Origin of the sequence: Streptomyces johnsoniae (genome assembly GCF_031845565.1) — a bacterium.
Lineage (GTDB): Bacteria > Actinomycetota > Actinomycetes > Streptomycetales > Streptomycetaceae > Streptomyces > Streptomyces johnsoniae.
On sequence record NZ_JAVREV010000003.1, the window covers coordinates 39404 to 58549 of the forward strand.

General features: G+C 72.7%; 15 protein-coding genes. 7 read left to right on the forward strand and 8 right to left on the reverse strand.

Annotated features, from left to right (window positions below):
• Positions 1–22 precede the first annotated feature (22 nt).
• The gene (locus RM779_RS06145) at positions 23–904 is read left to right on the forward strand and encodes a hydrolase (RefSeq protein ID WP_311616620.1); all 882 of its coding nucleotides are present in this window, start codon (positions 23–25) and stop codon (positions 902–904) included.
• A 74-nt stretch (positions 905–978) separates the two neighbouring features.
• Here RM779_RS06145 and RM779_RS06150 read toward each other — a convergent pair whose 3' ends face one another.
• From RM779_RS06150 to RM779_RS06175, 6 genes are all read right to left on the reverse strand, one after another.
• Positions 979–1992, reverse strand: coding sequence for a TIGR03842 family LLM class F420-dependent oxidoreductase (locus tag RM779_RS06150; protein WP_311616621.1), 1014 nt, complete (start codon positions 1990–1992; stop codon positions 979–981).
• Between the two features lie 25 nt (positions 1993–2017).
• Entirely contained in the window at positions 2018–3421 is a 1404-nt protein-coding gene (gene hydA, locus RM779_RS06155) for a dihydropyrimidinase (RefSeq protein ID WP_311616622.1), read from the reverse strand.
• A gap of 173 nt (positions 3422–3594) precedes the next feature.
• On the reverse strand, positions 3595–4719 hold the full coding sequence (locus tag RM779_RS06160; protein WP_394813233.1) for an endo-1,4-beta-xylanase: 1125 nt from the start codon (positions 4717–4719) through the stop codon (positions 3595–3597).
• An 80-nt stretch (positions 4720–4799) separates the two neighbouring features.
• Positions 4800–6464, reverse strand: coding sequence for a family 43 glycosylhydrolase (locus RM779_RS06165; RefSeq protein WP_311616623.1), 1665 nt, complete (start codon positions 6462–6464; stop codon positions 4800–4802).
• Between the two features lie 49 nt (positions 6465–6513).
• The gene (locus tag RM779_RS06170) at positions 6514–7464 is read right to left on the reverse strand and encodes an alpha/beta hydrolase family protein (RefSeq protein ID WP_311616624.1); all 951 of its coding nucleotides are present in this window, start codon (positions 7462–7464) and stop codon (positions 6514–6516) included.
• Between the two features lie 87 nt (positions 7465–7551).
• Complete coding sequence (locus RM779_RS06175; RefSeq protein ID WP_311616625.1) at positions 7552–8664, reverse strand: non-reducing end alpha-L-arabinofuranosidase family hydrolase; 1113 nt, start codon at positions 8662–8664, stop codon at positions 7552–7554.
• A 1006-nt stretch (positions 8665–9670) separates the two neighbouring features.
• Between RM779_RS06175 and RM779_RS06180 the strand changes: the two genes are divergently transcribed.
• The 3 genes from RM779_RS06180 to RM779_RS06190 all read left to right on the forward strand — a co-directional run bounded on the left by RM779_RS06180 (position 9671) and on the right by RM779_RS06190 (position 14165).
• Positions 9671–10486, forward strand: coding sequence for a nucleotidyltransferase domain-containing protein (locus tag RM779_RS06180; RefSeq protein WP_311616626.1), 816 nt, complete (start codon positions 9671–9673; stop codon positions 10484–10486).
• A gap of 276 nt (positions 10487–10762) precedes the next feature.
• A complete protein-coding gene (locus tag RM779_RS06185; RefSeq protein WP_311616627.1) occupies positions 10763–12937 on the forward strand; it encodes an MMPL family transporter in 2175 nt (724 codons plus the stop codon).
• 7 nt (positions 12938–12944) lie between these two features.
• Positions 12945–14165: a sensor histidine kinase gene (locus RM779_RS06190; protein ID WP_311616628.1), complete on the forward strand. Its 1221-nt coding sequence runs from the start codon at positions 12945–12947 to the stop codon at positions 14163–14165.
• A 58-nt stretch (positions 14166–14223) separates the two neighbouring features.
• Here RM779_RS06190 and RM779_RS06195 read toward each other — a convergent pair whose 3' ends face one another.
• The gene (locus RM779_RS06195) at positions 14224–14898 is read right to left on the reverse strand and encodes an ArsR/SmtB family transcription factor (protein WP_311616629.1); all 675 of its coding nucleotides are present in this window, start codon (positions 14896–14898) and stop codon (positions 14224–14226) included.
• A 65-nt stretch (positions 14899–14963) separates the two neighbouring features.
• On the opposite strand from RM779_RS06195, the gene RM779_RS06200 reads away from it, so the two are divergent.
• Together RM779_RS06200 and RM779_RS06205 are read left to right on the forward strand one after the other, a co-directional pair.
• Positions 14964–16487, forward strand: a complete 1524-nt coding sequence (locus RM779_RS06200) for an isocitrate lyase/phosphoenolpyruvate mutase family protein (RefSeq protein ID WP_311616630.1) — start codon at positions 14964–14966, stop codon at positions 16485–16487.
• Positions 16488–16604: 117 nt separating this feature from the next.
• The gene (locus RM779_RS06205; protein ID WP_311616631.1) at positions 16605–17879 is read left to right on the forward strand and encodes an APC family permease; all 1275 of its coding nucleotides are present in this window, start codon (positions 16605–16607) and stop codon (positions 17877–17879) included.
• Positions 17880–17902: 23 nt separating this feature from the next.
• Here the strand turns inward: RM779_RS06205 and RM779_RS06210 are convergent, their stop codons facing one another.
• Positions 17903–18211 (reverse strand): PadR family transcriptional regulator, encoded by a 309-nt coding sequence (locus tag RM779_RS06210; protein ID WP_311616632.1) that lies wholly within the window; start codon positions 18209–18211, stop codon positions 17903–17905.
• 128 nt (positions 18212–18339) lie between these two features.
• Between RM779_RS06210 and RM779_RS06215 the strand changes: the two genes are divergently transcribed.
• Positions 18340–19092 carry a phosphatase PAP2 family protein gene (locus tag RM779_RS06215; RefSeq protein WP_311616633.1) on the forward strand — a complete coding sequence of 251 codons (753 nt, stop codon included), beginning with the start codon at positions 18340–18342 and terminating at the stop codon, positions 19090–19092.
• Positions 19093–19146: the final 54 nt, after the last annotated feature.

The following is a 19146-nucleotide window of genomic DNA, read 5'->3' on the forward strand; positions in this document are numbered from 1 at the left end:
CCGCACTCACGAGGAGCCCGACATGACGCATCCCCCCACACGTTCCTCCGCACGTTCCATCACACGCCCCTCCGCGCGTTCCGCCACCGCACCGGCCGGGCCCCGGCCGGGACTCCGGCTCGCCGGGCCGGCCGCGGCGGCCGTCGCCCTGGCCTTCGCGGCCACCGGGGCCGCGGCCGCACCCGCCCCCGCGGAACAGCCCGAACCCGCGGCCGCCTGCACCACCGACGGCTTCTGCGAGGGCTTCGAGAGCCAGACCGGAACCGAACCCTCCGGCCGGTGGGCCACCGAGTTCCCCGACTGTTCCGGCACCGGCACCGCGAGCGTGGACACGTCCGTCGCCCAGGAGGGCACCACGTCCCTGCGGGTCGACGGCGGCACCGGCTACTGCAACCACGTCTTCGTCGGCACGGACCTCGCCGACGTCGACACCACGGCCGGCCTGTACGTGCGTTACTACGTGCGGCACACCAGCGCGCTGCCCACCCAGCACGTGACGTTCCTGACCATGGAGGACGCCGCCGACGGCAGCCGCGACCTGCGGATGGGCGGCCAGAACGCCGCCCTCCAGTGGAACCGCGAATCCGACGACGCCACCCTCCCGGAACAGAGCCCGGCGGGCGTGGCCCTGAGCGCGCCGCTGCCCGTGGACGAGTGGGTGTGCGTCGAGTACGAGATCGACCCGGCCGCGGGGCACCTGACCACCTGGCTGAACGGGGAACCCGTCACCGGCCTCGCCGTGGACGGCACCCCGACGCACGACATCGACTCGCAGTGGCTGAACCGCGGCGACTGGCACCCGGACCTCGTCAACCTCAGGTTCGGCTGGGAGAGCTACGGCGAGGGCGCCGACACCCTCTGGTACGACAACATCGCCGTGGGCACCTCCCGCACCGGCTGCTGACCCCCGCCCGAGGGCTGCCGCCCCGGCGCCCTCGGGCCCCGGCGGGCCCCCGTGTACGCGGGGCCGTTCCGCCGTCAGGTGAGGGCGGGGATGACGTGGGCGCCGTACGCGTCCACCACCCCGCGGCGCGCGTCGTGCATCGCGTACACCGCGAACTGGTCGACCCCCAGGGCGCGCAGGCGTCGCAGCTTCGCCACATGTGCCTCCGGCGGGCCGATCAGGCAGAAGCGGTCCACGATGCCGTCCGGCACGAAGCCGGTGTCCGGGTTCCCCGAGCGCCCGTGGTGGCGGTAGTCGTAGCCGCGCCGCCGCGCGATGTAGGCCGTCAGCTCCTCCGGGACCAGCCCGGAGCGCGCCCCGTAGCGCGCCACCAGGTCCGCCACGTGGTTGCCCACCATGCCGCCGAACCACCGGCATTGCTCCCGCGCGTGCGCCAGGGCCGCGGGGGAGTCGTCCGCCGTCACGTACGCGGGAGCGGCCACGCAGACCGTGACGGCCGCCGGGTCGCGCCCGGCCTCCGCCGCCGCCGTCCGGACGGCCCGCACCATCCACTCGGTGAGGAAGACATCGGCGAGTTGGAGGATGAACCCGTCGGCCCGCTGTCCTGCCAGCGCCAGCGCCTTCGGCCCGTAGGCCGCCATCCACACCGGCAGTCGACCGTTCCTGACCCACGGCAGCCGCATGGCCGCGCCGCCCACCACCGCCTCGCGGCCCTCGGCGAGATCGCGGATGACGCCGATCGCCTCGCCGAGTCTGGCCAGCGAGTCCGGCCTGCGGCCGGCGACCCGCATCGCCGAATCGCCGCGCCCGATGCCGCACACCGTCCTGTTGCCGAACATCTCGTTCAGCGTGGCGAACGTGGAGGCCGTCACTTCCCAGGTCCTGGTGCCCGGGTTGGTCACCATGGGCCCCACCCGCAGCCGGTCCGTCCGCGCGAGGATCTGACTGTGGATCACGAACGGCTCCTGCCACAGCACCGCCGAGTCGAACGTCCAGCCATAACGGAACCCGGCGTCCTCGGCCCGCCGCATCAGCGCGACGACCTCCGCCGCGGGCGGATCGGTCTGGAGGACGAGTCCGAAGTCCATGCCGACACCCCTCACTTGAGCCGCTTCAGCCGACGTACTGGCAGGTGTCGCGCGGCAGGAAGACTCCGTGCCCGGCGTGCCCGGTGTACCGCCGTTCCTCGATGACGGTCCGGCCGCGCGAGAGGACGGTCACCACGCGGCCGGTGACCCGCTTGCCTTCGTAGGCCGAGTAGTCGACGTTCATGTGATGCGTCCGGGCCGACAGCGTCTGCTCCGCGGCCGGGTCGTAGACGACGATGTCCGCGTCCGCGCCCGGCGCGATGGTGCCCTTGCGCCCGTAGAGTCCGAACATCCTGGCCGGCGCGGCGCACGCGATGTCGATCCAGCGGCGCCGCGTGAGATGCCCGTCGACGACGGCCTGGTGCAGCAGGTCCATGCGGTTCTCAACGCCGGGAAGCCCGTTGGGGATACGGGAGAAGTCCCCGCGGCCCAGCTCCTTCTGCCCGCTGAAGCAGAACGGGCAGTGGTCCGTCGAGACCACCTGGAGGTCGTCCGTGCGCAGGCCCCGCCACAGCGCGGCCTGGTGCGCGGCGGGGCGGAGCGGCGTACTGCACACGTACTTGGCGCCCTCGAAGTCCGGCTCGGCCAGGTTGTCGGTGGACAGGAACAGGTACTGCGGACACGTCTCGCCGAACACCGGCAGCCCGGCGTCCCGGGCCGCCGCGAGTTCCGCGACCGCTTCCTGGGCCGACACGTGCACCACGTACAGCGGCGCGTCGCCCGCCACCCGCGCCAGCTGGATGGCCCGGTGCGTCGCCTCGGCCTCGAGCAGCACCTTCCGCACCTCGCCGTGATACCGCGGGTCCGTCCGCCCGGCCGCCACCGCCTGCTCCACCAGAACGTCGATGGCGATGCCGTTCTCCGCGTGCATCATGACCGTCCCGCCGTTCCCCGCGGCCCGTTGCATGGCCCGGAGAATCTGCCCGTCGTCGCTGTAGAAGACGCCGGGGTAGGCCATGAACAGCTTGAACGAGGTGATGCCTTCGTCGACAAGGAGATCCATCTCCTTCAGCGAACCGTCGTCGACGTCGGACAGGATCATGTGGAAGCCGTAGTCGATCGCGCACCGCCCCGCCGCCTTGGCGTGCCACGCGTCCAGTCCCTCCCGCAGCGACCGGCCCCGGGTCTGCACGGCGAAGTCCACCACGGTGGTGGTCCCGCCCCAGGCCGCGGCACGCGTCCCGGTCTCGAAGGTGTCGGAGGCGAAGGTGCCGCCGAACGGCATCTCCATGTGCGTGTGCACGTCCACCCCGCCGGGGATGACGTACTTGCCGGTGGCGTCGATGACCTGCCCGGCCGTCCACGTCTCGGCCGGCGTGCTGCCGCCGGCCGCCAGTGCGACGATCTTCTCGTCCTCGACGAGGACGTCGGCTTCGATCTCGTCGGCGGCGGTGACGACCAGCCCGCCCCGGATGACGACGCGCCCCATGCGCCCGCCCCCTTTCGTCCACGACTTCAGATCCCGGAGGGGGCGACCGTAGACCGCATCACACACCGTGGCAAGAGCGTAACCGTAAATGATCAGCGCGGCCGGCGCCCGGGTCCGGGGACTCCGGGCGCCGGTTCCGCGGAGCCGACCCGTCCGGCGCGTCGGACCGGCGATCAGGGGGTGGCGTGGCCGCTCTCGCGCCAGGTGGCCGGCTGGTAGGCGGTGGCCTCGTCGCCGCCCCGGCTTTCGCCCTCGCCCTCGCCCTCGGCCGAGGCACCGTTCAGCACGTCGAGAACGGCCTGATACGCCTCCTTCTTCTGGTAGTTGCCGTCGAACAGAAGCGGGGACTCGTCGGACCGCCAGGAGTACTTGTCGGTGACGCCCCAGACGGTCACGCCGGTGCAGCGGGAGACGGCCACGCACGCCTCGGTGACCGCTCGGTAGACGTTGGCCTGGGCGGCGCCGGAACCGCCGACGTCCAACTCGGTGATCTCGACGTCCACGCCGAGGTCCGCGAAGCGTTGCAGGTTGCTCCGGTAAGTGGAGAGGTCGGAGTTCGAGGCGAGGTGACTCTGGAACCCGACACAGTCGATCGGCACTCCGCGGGCGAGGAAGTCCTCGACCATCGCGTAGATGCCGTCGCTCTTGGCGTTGATGCCGTCCGTGCCGTAGTCGTTGTAGCAGAGCTTGGCGCTCGGGTCGGCGGCGTCGGCGGCGCGGAACGCCTCTTCGATCCAGCCGTCGCCGAGTTGCTGCTGGAGGTTGGACTGACGGCGGCTGCCGTCCCACTCGAACGCCTCGTTGACCACGTCCCAGGACGAGATCTGGCCCGCGAAGTGCCCCGCCACCCCGTCGATGTGGCTGAGCATGGCCTGGCGCAGGTCGTTCCCGCCCAGCCCGCCGACCCAGGAGGGCTGCTGGGAGTGCCAGACCAGGGTGTGGCCGCGCACCTCCATGCCCTGGCTCCGGGCGTGGCTGACGATCTCGTCGCCGCCGCTGAAGTTGAACTGACCGCGGCTGGGCTCGGTGGCGTCCCACTTCATGGCGTTCTCGGCCACCACGCTGTTGAACTCCCGGTTCAGGGTGGACGCGTAGTCCGCCTCGCCGAGGAACTGGGGCGCGATGGCGGCACCGTAGTATCGGCCGCTCTGCTCCGCTGCCGCGCCGAGGGTGTCCGCCGCGTGCGCGCTGCCCGCGAACGCGAGCATCCCGGTCGCCGCCAGTCCCGCGGACGTCAACGCGGCGACCGCTGTCCGGGCGCGGTGGCGTGCGGGGCGTTTCTCGGAAGTGCTGGTCATGGAAGCTCCTCTTTCTTTCGGTGGGGGAGAGGATCAGCGCCCGCGAGGTGGCGGCGCTGTGGTGGGGGGACGTCCCCGGGTCAGGGGGCGGTGAGGTCGAAACTCGCGACCCGGACACTGCCGCCGAGGGTCTGGGTGGCGTAGTGGAAGATCGCGAAGCGGTAGCCCATGAAGAACTGCCACTCGTGTCTGAGAGTGAAGCCGGGGCCGAGGGGGGTGAAGCTGGAGCCGTCGGTGCTGTAGGAGAAGTGGGCCTGCCGCCCGGCGCCGGGGCTGATGTCGGCCTGGGCGCGCAGCCAGATCCGGGTGCCGGAGACGTCGGCGGTGGCCCGTTCGGTGCCGGTGGAGACGGTGTTCCAGTCGCTATCCATGGCGATGCCGTCGACCATCGCCAACCGGGTGCTGCCGCCCTCACGGACCAGCCCGATACAGGCGGAGGAGTCGCGCAGCAGCGCGAGGCCGGCGCGGTCCCCGTCGGTCAGCGCGCTGTGGTCGATGTCGATGGTCGCGGTGGAGGTGGGGCCCTGGATGCGGCGGGTGAGGGTGTTCCGCGCGCTGTAGAGGTCGTCGGTGACGGTCGCGGTGGCGAGGGTCAGCCCGTCGTCGACGGAAAACCTGCTGGTGTCCGGGTTGTGGTTCCACTCCCAGTGCGGGGCCAGCGCCGTGCCGTCGAAGGTGTCGAGGCCGGTCATGGGCCTGGTCTCGCGCGGCGGCGCCGGTACGTCGGGCTCCGGGTAGGAGGCTCCCCAGGCGCCGCCCACGAGCTGGAGTTCGGGCCAGCCGTCGCCGGTCCAGCCGATCGGGGCCAGCGCGGGGACCCGGCCGCCGGGATAGGCGTCGATGAACGCCAGGTAGTACCAGTCGCCGCCGGGGGTGTCGACCAGCCCGCCCTGGTGCGGCACCCCGCCACCCTGGATCGGGCCGGGGAGGTCGAGCAGGAGTTCCCGCAGCTCGTAGGGGCCGAAGGGCGAGGTGGACTTGAGTATGTACTGGCCGTTGGCCGGCCGGGTGAGGAAGATGTAGTAATTGCCGTTGATCTTGTAGAACCTGGCACCCTCCAACGTGCCGATGCCGGGCGGGGTGCTGAACACCTGCTCGTCGCGCACCTCGCTCGTCAGATCGTCGGACAGCTGGGCGACGGAGATCTGGGTGTTGCCGTAGGCGACATACGGGGTGTCTCCGTCGAAGAGCAGCCCGGCGTCGTAGTAGGCGCGCGGGATGGTGGCGATCCTCTGCCAGGCCGCCTCGACATCGGTGGCGGTGTAGACATGGGTCCGGGAGAAGTCGGTCTGCCCGAGCCAGTAGAAACGGTTCTCACTCGCCCGGTGGTTGAGGGTGGAGGCCCAGATGCCGTCCACATAGGCCCGGCCGCCGTCCAGGTCGTACTTGGCGCCGAAGTCCAGCCGGGGCACCGAGTGTCCGGCGAACTCCCAGTCCACCAGGTTCCAGGAGCGCAGAATGGGCGCGCCCGGGGAGTAGTGCATGGTGGAGGCGGAGTAGTAGAAGGTGTCGCCGACGCGGATCACGTCGATGTCGGCGAAGTCCTGCCAGAGCACGGGGTTGGTGAAGTCCGCCAGCGGGCGGACGCCGGCGGCCGAGGCGTCGGCGGCCGAGGCGCCGGCTGTGGTCGGCGCCGCCGATGCCGGGGAGTCGCGGGAGGCCCAGGTGGGCAGGGCGGCGGCGAGGCCGAGGCCGGATGCCCCCGCGATGAGGCCGCGACGGCTGGGGTGGGGGGTGGGTGACATCGCTGGAGGTGTCCTTCCCGGGAGGTGACGGGCGTGGGGGCGGCCCGGGTCAGCCGAGTTCGGCTTCCCAGGCGGTGCCGTCGGAGGCGGCGTCGTCGGCCAGCCGGTCGCGGGCGGCGGTGTCGGCGTAGAGGCTCCAGCGCATCCAGTCCACGAAGGTGGCGCGAGTCTGCGGGTAGGTCACCCCATTGCCCCAGACGTACTCGTCGTGGCCCTGGCCGACATGTGTCAGGAATGCCTTCGGCGCGGCCAGTTCGGAGTACGCCTGGCGGGCCAGGGAGTACTGGCAGACCGGGTCCTGGTCGCCGTGGATGAACAGGGTGTTCGCGGCGACCTCGCCGGTCGGGTCGCCCATGTCCACGCAGGCGAACGGGACGGCGGCCCTGATCCTGCTGTCCGGCCAGGCGGTGAGCAGGCCGTGGGTGGTCATCCCGCCGAGGGAGTGGCCCGCGACGCCGACCCCGGCCGCCACGTCCAGGCGCCCGGCGAAGGGGTCGCCCGAGGCGTCGTTGAGCGCGAGGGTGCGCGTGATGACCTCGGAGACGTCCCGCGACTGGTTGCCGTTGTAGACGTCCTGAATGTTGCCCTCGGTGCCCTCCGCGGTGGTGGGGAAGACGGGTGCCGGCACGACGAACCCCGCCTCGGCCAGGGGCAGGATCTCCGAGAGGTAGACCTCCGGCGTGCCGTACAGGCCGTGGCTCCACTCGACGACGGGGAACGGGCCGTCGGCGACGGGGGCGTCGCGGATCGGGTCGCCGCCGGGCGAGCCCTGCGCGGGGTACCAGACGCGGGTGACCAACGTGCGGCCGCCGCGACTCCAGTTGAACTCGCGCAACCCCACGGCGAACGGCTCGGCCGGCGCGTCGGCCGCGGGCCGCACCCTGGCGGGGCGGTAGGGAGCTGTGGGGGTGGCGAGGGCGTTGCCCGTCAGAGCGGACGCGCCGATGGCGAGCGCCGAGCCGGCGCCGAGGGTGAGAAGCGTGCGCCTGGTGGGGGACATGAGCGGCTCCTGGTGTGGGGGGTGGGCCGTGACTCCCGGGGTGGCCGGCCGCCTGTCGGCGGGCCGACCACCCCGTCAACGCGGCTGTCAGCAAGTGGAGTTGGTCTGGGTGGCGAGGCCGAGGTGCCAGGGGAGCTGGGAGTAGTCGCCGCCGGCCGCGGGGTCCAGGCCCTGGTAGAGCAACTGGAGCTCGCAGGAGTCGATGGTCATGCGCTGGTCATAGCCGTTGCGGAGCAGTTCGCCGTGGCTGATGTCCCGGGTCCAGGCGCCCTGGGGAAAGCTGACGTTGTTGGCCCGGGCGAAGGGGTTGTCCTGGGTGTCGGCCAGGGGCTGCCACGGGCTGTCGAGGGTGTCGGCGGTGAAGGAGCGGTACCAGCGCCGGCCGTCGCTGCCGATCGCCTCCATGATCAGCAGGTAGGTGCCGGTGTCCTCGACGTAGTAGACCGCCTCGCCCTCGAAGAGGTTGTTGGGCGTGTCCTCCAGCACGATCTGGGTGTTGTCGAAGCCCTCGGGGAACTCGGCGACCGTGGTCTCCGCGCGGTAGAGGTGTCCGTTGTCGTCGGCGGAGAAGAGGTAGCACATGGTGTCGTCGCAGATGACCCAGTAGTCCAGCCAGTGGCCGTTGCCAATGTTCTCCCGGACGATGTCGGGCATCTCGTCCTGGTAGTTGCGGGGGGCCGACCAGCTGTGGGGGTCGCTCGGGTCGTCGGAGACCGAGTAGGAGGGCAGGCCGGTCTGGTAGACGAGGTGCCACTCGTCGCGTGGTTCGAAGTAGAACAGGTGCGGGGCGGCGGCGTAGCGGTTGCCGATGTTGGGGTTGGTGTCCAGGAAGGTGTGCGGGGCGTTGTTGGCCTGGGACCAGTCGGTGAAGCTGGTGTGGGCCAGGCTCCAGGCTCCGTCGGTGTTGGCGACGGTGAAGTAGACCTGCCACTCGCCGTTGTAGTGGACCACGGTGGGGTCCTTCACGGAGACCACGTCGTGGCCGGAGTCGGGCTTGACCGACACCACCGGGCCTGGCGAGGTCCATTGGAAGTTGCCGGGCAGGTCGGCGGCCGACGGCTGCCCGGCGGCGGGCTCCTCGACCGAGGCCGAGGCGGAAGACATGGCGGGCGTTGCGGTCAGGGCCATCGCCAGGCCGGCGAAGGCGGCGAGCGCCGCACGCAGCGGGCGGCGGCGGCCCCGGTGTCGTTGAACGGACATGAGAACTCCAAGGCTGGTGTATGGGGGAGCGGCCCCGGTGGCGCCGAGGCGCCACCGCGACCGGGACGCCTGCCCGCGGAAATTGACCTGCGGTCAGTGCTCGGTCCGAGTAGCGTCCGAGATCTCGAACGACGTTCATCAGTGCGAACAAAGAATAGGGAGGGTGCAAGAGCCCGTCAATGCGTCGGGCCCGATTACTCGAATACCAGGAGAACCGCACATTGATCAGAGGGAAAACGAATGGTGGCCGGGGGTGCGTGCTCCCAAACAGCGGGAAGCCCTCACATGAGTTGAGTGCTACATATCTCCACAGCGTAGATCGGAAAACTGCGAGAACGCACGCATTCCATCAGCCGGCCCGGCCCTTGAGCCGGCTCGGCCGCGCCGGAGCGCTCCGAAAAGTTCCGCGGGGAACGGCAGGTGGACCGCCCTGCGCAACTTCCGGTCACGCACAGGGGATTGACGAACTGCGAGGTAGGTGGTCAACCTGGCTCCTGTGCCCCCTGCAGAACCTTCCGGAAAAAGCGCGGAAGCTACCGGGGGTCGTCCCCCCTCTGTCCATGGAGCCGCAGTGAGCCCACGTCCCCCTCCACCGTCAGCCGACCCATCTCCGGAAGGGCAGTATTCGCCGCCGCCGAACTGACGCCGCCCGGCCAGGGTGCTGCCGACGGCCTGCGGAACCGCACGCACGAGAAATGCAGGGCGAGCCGCCATATGGCCCGGCACGAGTGCGCCCAACCTGGTGCAGGTGGATTGCCGCAGTCTTTTCACGCCGAACGGTCGCCGGTTATGCGGAGGGAATTCCCGCCAGGACTCACCGGCCGCCCTTATGCCGGTGCCGTGAGGCGCAGGCCGGACTCGTCGTGTCCGGTGACTTCCACCGGGAGAATGACGGGGTAGCCGTCGGCGCCCGCGGTACCGCAAGGCCCGCACCTTGCTCGAAGACCCCGAGCCGACGTGGGAAAGTCGGTCGCGGGCGGTGATCCGGCTCTGCAGACTGGGGCCCGTGGACCGTTTGGTGGAGATCGCGAACCGGCTGGCCGACATCGGCGGCATCGTCGGAGTGTGCCTGGGAGGCAGCCGGGCGAGGGGAACGCACGGTCCCGATTCCGACTATGACCTGGGGCTGTACTACCGGCCGCCGCTTGATACCGGTGCTCTGCGTCTGCTGGCAGCCGAGCTGACCGGCGGGCCGGTGGAGGTGACCGAGCCGGGCGGCTGGGGACCGTGGGTGGACGGCGGCGGCTGGCTGACCATCGACGGCCATCGCGTCGACTGGATCTACCGCGACCTGGACCGGGTGCACCGCGTCTGGCAGCAGTGCCAGGCCGGACACTTCGAGATCGGCGCCCAGCCCGGCCACCCCCTGGGGGTGTACTCCCACGCCTATGCCGGTGAGGTGGCGCTCGGACGTGTCCTCGCCGATCCCGGCGGCGAGCTGGGCACGCTCCAGGAGCAGACGCGCCGCTATCCGGAGCCGTTGCGCCGAGCGCTCATCGGCAATGCGCGATGGGAGGCGCCGTTCATCCTGGCCGGCGCCCGCAAGGGGGCAGCCGGCGGGGACACGTTCTATGTCGCCGGTTGTCTTTTCCGCGCCGTCGGACTTCTCATGCACGCCCTCCACGCTCACGCCGGACGCTGGGTGCTCAACGAGAAGGGCGCGGTGCGGGCCGCCGGACAACTCGCTGCCGGCCCCGTGCACTTCGCCGAACGGGCTCATGCGTTGTTCTCCGCGCTCGGCACCACCCCGGCGGCGCTCACCGCGGCGCTCGACGAGGCCGACAGGCTCACCGCCGAGGTATGCCACCAGCTCGCCCGGTGAGGGCCGGCCAGTGCCTCGGCCAGGGGCCGGGGCGCCGATCGGCCGTCAGCCCTGGCCTGTTGGCCATGGGTGGGAACGAAATCTGCTTCCCGGCCTGAGAGATGCCGTGAGGCCCTGCCCGGCCGGGCCCTCCGCCGGTGTACTCCCCGGGGAGTAACGCCCCGCCCGCTCCGCCGCCCGCAGTAACGCCGAGTTCGCTCCGGCGGCCGACGAATCCGCCGTTCCGTCACGGGAGCCTGGGACCACGATTCACGGAAGACGCCAAAGGAGCCCCGCATGGGAGCCGCAACCGTCGAGACCGGGCCGAGCCGCACGTCGCCCCCGCCCGAACGCCCATCCGCGTCCCCGCCCGGCCGGCGCCGGGCCATACTGTGGGGCATCGTCGCGCTCTGGGTCGGCCTGCTCGCCATCGCAGCGCCCCTCGGCGGCAAGGTGGGGGACGTCGAGAGCAACGAGACCATCGACTACCTGCCGGAAAGCGCCGACTCCACCCAGGTCGTGGAGCTACAGGAACGCCTGCCCGGCGGCGAGACCACCGAACTGATCCTCGTGTACGAGCGCGACGGCGGCCTCACCGACGCCGACCGCGAGGCGGCCCGTGCCCAGGTCGACGGCATCGCCGCCCGCTACGAGATCGCCGGTGACACCACGCCGCAAGGCATACCCTCCGCCGACGGCACCACCGAGATGTACCCGGTCACGATCACCGGTATCGCCGATCCCGAGGAACGCGTCGAAGCCGTCCGCGACGTTCGCGAGGATGTCGACGAAGGGCTCCCGGACGGCCTGACCGTGATGGTCGGCGGCTCCGGCGGACTGGCCCTCGACAACGACGAGGTATTCGCCTCGGTGGACGGCACCCTGATGATGACCACCGCCGCCATCGTCGCCGTCCTCCTGATCCTCACCTACCGCAGCCCCATGCTGTGGCTGCTCCCCCTCCTCTGCGTGGGCGTCGCCGTCATGGCCTCCAGGGCGCTGGTCTACGGCCTGGTGGAGATGTTCGACGTCACCGTCAACGGCATGAACCTCGCGGTCATGAGCGTGTTGGTCTTCGGCGCCGGAACGGACTACGCACTGCTGCTCGTCGCCCGCTACCGCGAGGAACTGCGCCGCCACGAACGCCCCTACGACGCGATGGTCCGCGCCGTCCGCGGCTGCGGTCCGGCGCTGCTGGCCTCCGCCGCAACCGTCTCCGCCGGTCTCCTCTGCCTCATGGCCGCCGACCTCAACAGCACCGCCGGACTCGGCCCGGTCGGCGTCGCGGGCATCGTCTGCTCGCTGCTGGTGATGCTGACCCTGCTGCCGACTCTGCTGGTCATGTGCGGACGGCGCGTGTTCTGGCCCTTCGTCCCCGCCCACGGCAGCGAGGGCACCGACGCCAAACGGGGCTACTTCGCCCGCGTCGGCGGCTCGATCACCCGCCGCCCCGTCGCCATCCTCGCCGGCGGCCTCGCGCTGATGGGCGCGCTGGCGCTGGGCAACTTCAACATGCCCGGCCCTCTCAGCAGCGAGGACTCCTTCGTCGACACCCCCGAGTCCATCGCCGCCATGGAACAACTGGGCGAGGCGTATCCGGAGCAGAGCGCCCAGCCCATCGCGGTCATGGCGCACAGCGACCAGGCCGACGCCGTCCTCGACGTCGCCCGGGCCACCGAGGGCGTCGCCGACGTCCAGACAGGCCGCAGCGGCGACGGCTGGACCGAGATCAGTGTCTACGCCACCGATCCGCCCGAGTCCGACGGCGAGAAGAGCACCATCGAGACGCTGCGCGAGGACCTGGCCGCCGTCGATGGCGCCGAAGCGGTGGTCGGCGGTTCCACGGCCGAGCAGTTGGACCTCGCCAGCACCAATGCCGACGACCGGACGCTCGTCATCCCCCTCGTGCTCGGCGCCGTGCTGCTGATCCTCATCGCCCTGCTGCGCAGCGTCACCGCCCCGGTGATCCTGCTCGCCGCCGTCGTCGCCTCCTGGGGCGCGGCCATGGGCCTGGGCGGCCTGCTGTTCTCCTCCGTCTTCGGCTTCGAGGGCGTCGACCAGTCGATGGCGGTGATCACGTTCGTCTTCGGAGTAGCCCTCGGCGTGGACTACGGCATCTTCCTGATGCACCGGATGCGCGAGGAGAATCTGAACGGTCTGGAGACGCGTCAGGCGGCGCTCACCGCGCTGCGCACCACGGGGGGCGTGATCGCCTCCGCCGGGATCGTGCTCGCGGCCACCTTCGCGGTGCTGATGTCGATGCCCATGGTGATGATGATCGAGATCGGCTTCATCGTCGCGATCGGCGTGCTGCTCGACACCTTCCTGGTGCGTACCTACATCGTCACCGCCGCGAGCTGGCTGCTGGGCCGCCGCGTGTGGTCGCCCGGGCCCCTTTCCCGCACGTCCGCTTCCCCCGAGTCCGGTTCTCCGGAGCCCATTTCCCACAAGTCCGGTGCCGGTGCCGGATGATGGCCGCATGGTGAGGGCTCTCAAGCTGCCGCGGTACACGGGCGCCCGTGTACCGCGGCACGACATACTCGTCGCGGTCCTCGTCAGCGCGTTCTGCGCGCTGACGGCTGTCGTCGCCGAGCCGGACGGCAAGGCGCTCGACCTCACCGGCTGGCTGATCCTCGCGGGCGCGATGCTGCCGCTGCCCTGGTTCCGCCGCAGTCCGCTGGCGGTCCTCTTCGCGCACGCGTGCGTCGTGCAGCCGTATCACGCGCTCGACTACCCGCACCTCGCGCCGCTGCTGGCCGGTGGACTCGCCCTGTACTCGGTGGCCGTGTCCGGAACGCTGCGCCGCAGCCTGGTGCTGGCCACCGGGGTCCCCGTCCTCATCGCCGTCGTCTGGATGAACACCGACACCGACACCGGCGTGGACATGCTGCGGGTCTCCGGCTGGTTCCTGGTGCCCATCGTGCTCGGCGAGGCCGTGCGCTGGCACGGCCAGTACATCGCCGCCATCCGCGAGCGCGCCGAGCGCGCCGAACGCACCCGCGAGGAGGAGGCCGCCCGCCGCGTCGCAGAGGAACGTCTGCGCATCGCCCGCGACCTGCACGATCTGCTCGCCCACAGCATCACCCTCATCGGTGTGCAGACTTCCGTCGCCTCCCACGTCCTGATCGCCGACCCCGAACGCCTCGACCGCACCGCGCTCGCCGATTCCCTCGACAGCATCGCCGAGACCTGCCGCGACGCCCGCGTCGAGCTGCGGACGACGCTGCAAGTGCTGCGCGGCGACGAGCCCGACCGCGGCGGTCACGACCCGCTGCCCGGCCTCGGCGGCATCCCCGGTCTCGTCCGCGTCGCCAAGGCGGCCGGTGCCGAGGTGAAGCTGACCCTGGACGCCGAGGGCCCGGTCCCGCCGGTCACCGGCGCGGCGGCGTATCGCATCGTGCAGGAGGCGCTGACCAACGCCGTCCGCCACGCCGGGCCCGGCGTCTCCATCGACGTGTCGATAGTGCGTCGGGGCGCCGCGCTCCGCCTCGGGGTCGTCGACGACGGCCCGGCGGGCGGCGTCCGGGCGGAGGCCGCCCGGGACGCCGAGCCCGGCTTCGGCATCACCGGCATGCGGGAACGCGCCCGCAGCATCGGTGGCACCCTCGCCGCCGCCCCGCGCGCGGACGCCCCCGGCTTCGCCGTCACCGCCCAACTCCCCGCCATCGCCGTGATCGAGGAGCTCGGGCAGCAGGCATGACCGGTCTCGCCATGCGCGTCGGACAACGGCGCACCGCGGCCCCGTGCCCTCGGCGGACCTAGACCTCTGCCCCCAGCAACTCCCGGAAGGCCTCGGTCCCTTCCGGGGTCACCTGCACCGCGCGCCCGGAGCCGACTCGCCGCACCCACCGCCGTTCCAGTGCCGTGGCGCACAGGGCCGCGCCCAGCGCTCCGGCGAGGTGGGGGCGACGCTCCGTCCAGTCCAGGCAGCTCCGCACCAGGGGCCGCCGGACGCCCGGCCGTTGCTCGTGGCCCAGGGCGCCGGTCAGCCACGCCCGGCCTGCCGGGGTGACGGCGAGCCCGGATTCGTCGGCGACCAGACCCCGGGCGATCATGGCGTCTGCCAGGGCCACGCCCAGTCGCCCCGCCAGGTGGTCGTAGCAGGTGCGGGCCCGGGCTTCGGCGCCGAGCCGTACTGATGCGCGCAAAGTCCGCGGGCGCGGGGTGTCCGGGGCGTACGAGGTGAGGGCTTCGACCAGGGCGGCCGCCTCGGGTCCTGCCAGCCGGACGTAGCGGTGCCGGCCCTGGCGTTCCTCGGCCAGCACACCGCCCGCGACGAGTCGGGAAAGCTGCTCGCTGGCGGTGGAGGGCCGCACTCCCGCGTGCCGGGCCAGCTCTCCCGCGGTCCAGGCGCGCCCGTCGAGCAGGGCCTGGCAGAAGGCGGCCCTGGTGCGGTCGGCGAACAGGCCGGCGGTCTCGGCGAGCGTGGGCATGGGGTCATGATGCCGCAGGGATGGTTCGGGCGGCGCCGAACCGTTCCGGGCCTAGCGTCAGGGCCATGACGCACACGACGCATGAGTTCGGCCGTCCCGCGGACGTGCGGGCGGCGCTCGCCGACCCGGCGCTCGTCCCCGAACTGCCGGCCGCGGACGGCGGCCGGGCCGGGGCGAGTGTCGCGTGGCTGCGTGCCACCGTGGCCCGGTTCAGCTCCGGTGAGCCGCATCGGCGGCGGCGGGCCCTGGTGGCGGCCGAACTGGCCCGTCTTGACCCCGCCGCGCTGCGGCGGACGGCGGCGTCGGGGCCCGAGGGGGAAGTCCGGGTGCGGGTGGTGTGTGCGCTCGCCGAGGCCCTGGGGATGCCGGAGCCGGCGGCGGTTGCGGAGGCGGTGACCGTGGTGGCCGGGGCCTACTTCGGGGGCGTGGACCCGGCCGCCGACGAGGCGGTGGCCCGGCTGGTGGCGCAACTGGCGCCCGGTCGGGCGGATGAAGCCGGTCTTGAGGCCGCCGCCAACCGCATCGGATTGCTGGTGCAGGCGTGCGCGGCGACGGCCGCGCTGGTGGCGGCCGCGGCCGGCGGTGACGCGCCGCTGGCCCGGGTGCTCCGGGACGCTCCGCCGGTGCGGACCATGCGCCGGGTCGCCGCGCGTGCCACCCGGGTCGCCGGCCGGGAGATCGCCGAGGGCGATGTGGTGCTCCTGGACCTGGTGGCCGCCCAGCGCGCGCACCCCGTGCCCCTCACGTTCGGCGCGCCGCCCCGGGTCTGTCCCGGCCGCGCCCACGCCCTCGCCCTGGCCGACGGCCTGCTCGGACGTCCGCTGACCGCCTTCGCCCGGCTGCACCACCAGGCCGCCCCCCTGCTGCTGCCCAACGCCTGGGACCACGCCTCCGCCGCCGCGCTGGCGGCGCAGGGCTTCCGGGCCATCGGCACCACGAGCCTGGGCGTGGCCGCGGCCGCCGGGCTGCCGGACGGGGCAGCCGCCACCGCCGACGCGACCCTGGCGCTGGCCCGCCGGCTCGGGCAGGGCTCCTTCCTGTTCACCGTCGACGCCGAAGGCGGCTTCAGCGACGACCCGGAGGAAGTGGCCGAGCTGGCTCGGAGGCTGCATGACGCGGGCGCCGCGGGGATCAACCTCGAAGACGGCCGCCCGGACGGCACCCTGGCCGCCGTGGAGCTGCACGCCGCGAAGATCGCCGCCGTCAAAACCGCGGTGCCCGGACTGTTCGTGAACGCCCGCACGGACACCCACTGGCTCGGATGCCAAAGGGAGGAGACCGCGGCCCGCCTCGCGGTCTACGAACAGGCAGGCGCGGACGGGGTGTTCGTGCCCGGGCTGGCGGAGCCGGGCGGGATCGCCGCCCTGACGGCGAGCCTCGTCGTGCCGCTGAACGTCCTGTACACACCGACCGGCCCCACCCTCGCCGAGCTGGCCGCGCTGGGCGTGCGCCGGGTCAGCCTCGGCTCGCTGCTCTACCGCAGGGCCCTGGCGGCGGCCGTGACCACCGCGACCGCCGTCCGCGACGGCCGGCCGACGGACCTCGCGAGCCTTTCCTACGCGGAGGTTCAGGCGCTGGGAACGCCGTGAGGGGACGGACGCCGCCGCACATCCCGGGGCTCGCGGCCGGGCTCGTCGGGCCCGGGATATCGTCTGCCGATATCGGAGGCCGTAAGATGGGCCGCCGTACCGCCGAGGAGTGACCTCATGCCCAAGTCATCGCCCGCGCCCGGTCCTCCCGAGGCGTTGCGCCGACGGCTCGGCACGTTCGACGCGGTGGTGATCGGTCTGGGATCGATGATCGGCGCGGGGATCTTCGCCGCCCTCGCGCCGGCCGCGCACGCGGCCGGCTCCGGGCTGCTGCCGGGCCTGGCCCTGGCCGCCGTGGTCGCCTACTGCAACGCGACCTCCTCCGCCCGGCTGGCCGCGCGGTACCCGGCCTCCGGCGGTACCTACGTGTACGGCCGGGAGCGGCTGGGCGACTTCTGGGGCTACCTGGCGGGCTGGGCGTTCATCGTCGGCAAGACCGCGTCCTGCGCGGCCATGGCCCTCACGGTCGGTTCGTACGTGTGGCCCGGCCAGTCCCACGCGGTCGCGGTCGGGGCAGTGGTGGCGCTGACCGCCCTCGACTACGCCGGCGTACGGAAGGCCGCCTGGCTCACCCGCGTGATCGTCGCCGTCGTCCTGGCGGTGCTGGCCGCCGTGGTGGCCGCCACCCTGACCTCAGGACACGCGCGGGCCGGACGGCTGGACCTCGGTGCGGATGCCACGTTCGGCGGGGTGCTCGAAGCCGCGGGCCTGCTGTTCTTCGCCTTCGCCGGGTACGCGCGCATCGCCACGCTGGGGGAGGAGGTGCGCGATCCGGCCCGGACGATCCCCCGGGCCATCCCCACGGCGCTGGGCATCACGCTGGTCGTGTACGCGGCAGTCGCGGTCTCGGCGCTGGCCGTGCTCGGCAGCGGCGGCCTGGGCGAGGCGGACGCCCCGCTGGCGGACGCGGTCCGGGCCGCCGGGCTGCCCGGCCTGGCGCCCGTGGTACGGGTCGGCGCCGCGGTGGCCGCGCTCGGCTCGCTGCTCGCGCTGATCCTCGGCGTTTCGCGCACCACCCTGGCGATGGCCAGGGACCGGCACCTGCCGCACGTCCTGGCCGCGGTGCACCCGCGGTTCGGGGTGCCGCACCGGGCCGAGCTGGCGGTCGGCGCCGTGGTGGCGGTGGTCGCGGCGACGGCGGACGTGCGCGGAGCGATCGGCTTTTCCTCCTTCGGGGTGCTGGCCTACTACGCCATCGCGAACGCCGCCGCGTGGACGCTCACTTCGGCCGAAGGGCGCCCGCCGCGCCCGGTTCCCGTCGTGGGCCTGGCGGGCTGCGTCGTCCTGGCTTTCGCGCTGCCCATGTCCTCGGTGCTTTCCGGCGCGGCGGTGCTGGCCGCCGGTGCCGCCGTCCACGGGGCGCGGCGCGCCCGGGCGGCGTCGCGCCGGTGACGGCGGCCGGGCCCCCGGCCGCCTCAGGCGGCGCCGTCGCCGCCGAGAACCTCGCGGGCCAGCTCCGCCAGGGCCCTGCGGTCCTCCGCGAGGGCCCGCTTCCCGGCCGCGGTGGCCCGGTACACCCGGCGGGTGCGTCCCCCGACCACCCGCTGCTCGGAGATCAGCAGCCCGTCGGTCTCCAGCCGGTGCAGCGTCGGGTACAAGGTGCCGGGACTGATCCGGTAACCGTGCCGCGCCAGTTCCTCGGTCATCCACGCGCCGTGGATCTCCTCCTCGGCCGCGTGGTGCAGGATGTGCAGCCGCACCGCGCCCCGCTGGAACTCCCGCACGCCGACCCACCTCCCCGCCCACCGGGCAGTGACGCAACCGATATCGGGTACCGAGTTTACGCCTCGGTCCCGCTCTTCGGCCCCGGCCCGACCACCGCACCCCGCCCCCCCCGAAGGAGGCGCCCGAGATGCCCCGCACCGGCGAACCCGGTATACGTCCACGGCCGGCCAGGAAACAGGTGGCCGCGTTCCTCACCGACCCGGCCGGCAAAGCCGCCCTGCTGCTCATCGCGGCCGCGGCCCTGGTCATCACCCTGACCGTCGTCGAGGCGCGGCCCATCCTCCGCGTGGACCGGGCCGTGGCGGACCATCTGCACACGGCGGCCCTGGAGAACCCGGACCTCACCCACGCCAGCCGGATCGTCACCGACTGGATCGTCGACCCGTGGACCATGCGCCTGCTGATCGTCGCCGCGGTGGTGTGGCTGTGGCACACGCGGCAGCGGCTCGTCGCCCTCTGGACGGCCTGCACGTCCGCCGCGGAGTGGGCCGTCCGCGGGGTGCTGCGCGGGATCATCGGACGTGAACGCCCCGAGTGGGAACGTCCCGTCGACTCCGCCCAGTTCGCCTCGTTGCCCTCCGGCCATGCCATGACCGCGGCCGCCACCTGCGTGCTGCTGCTGTGGCTCGCGCGACGGGCCGGCGCACCCGCCGGCCTGGTGCGTGCCGGTGTGGCGGTGGCCGTTCTCGCCGTTGCCGCCGCCTGTTTCACCCGGGTGTTCCTCGGCGTGCACTGGCTCACCGACACCCTGGCCGGCGCCCTGCTCGGCGCCGCGTTCGCCGCGTTCGCCATCGCCGCCTGGCACGCCCGCGGCCCGCACGGCCGCACCAGCGCCGGAACGGGCGCCCGCGCCGGGGCGGCGCCGCGCCGGATGCCGTGAACGTCCCCCTGGGAGCCGTTCGTTCGAGTGCGGCCGATGCCGGCCGATGCCGGG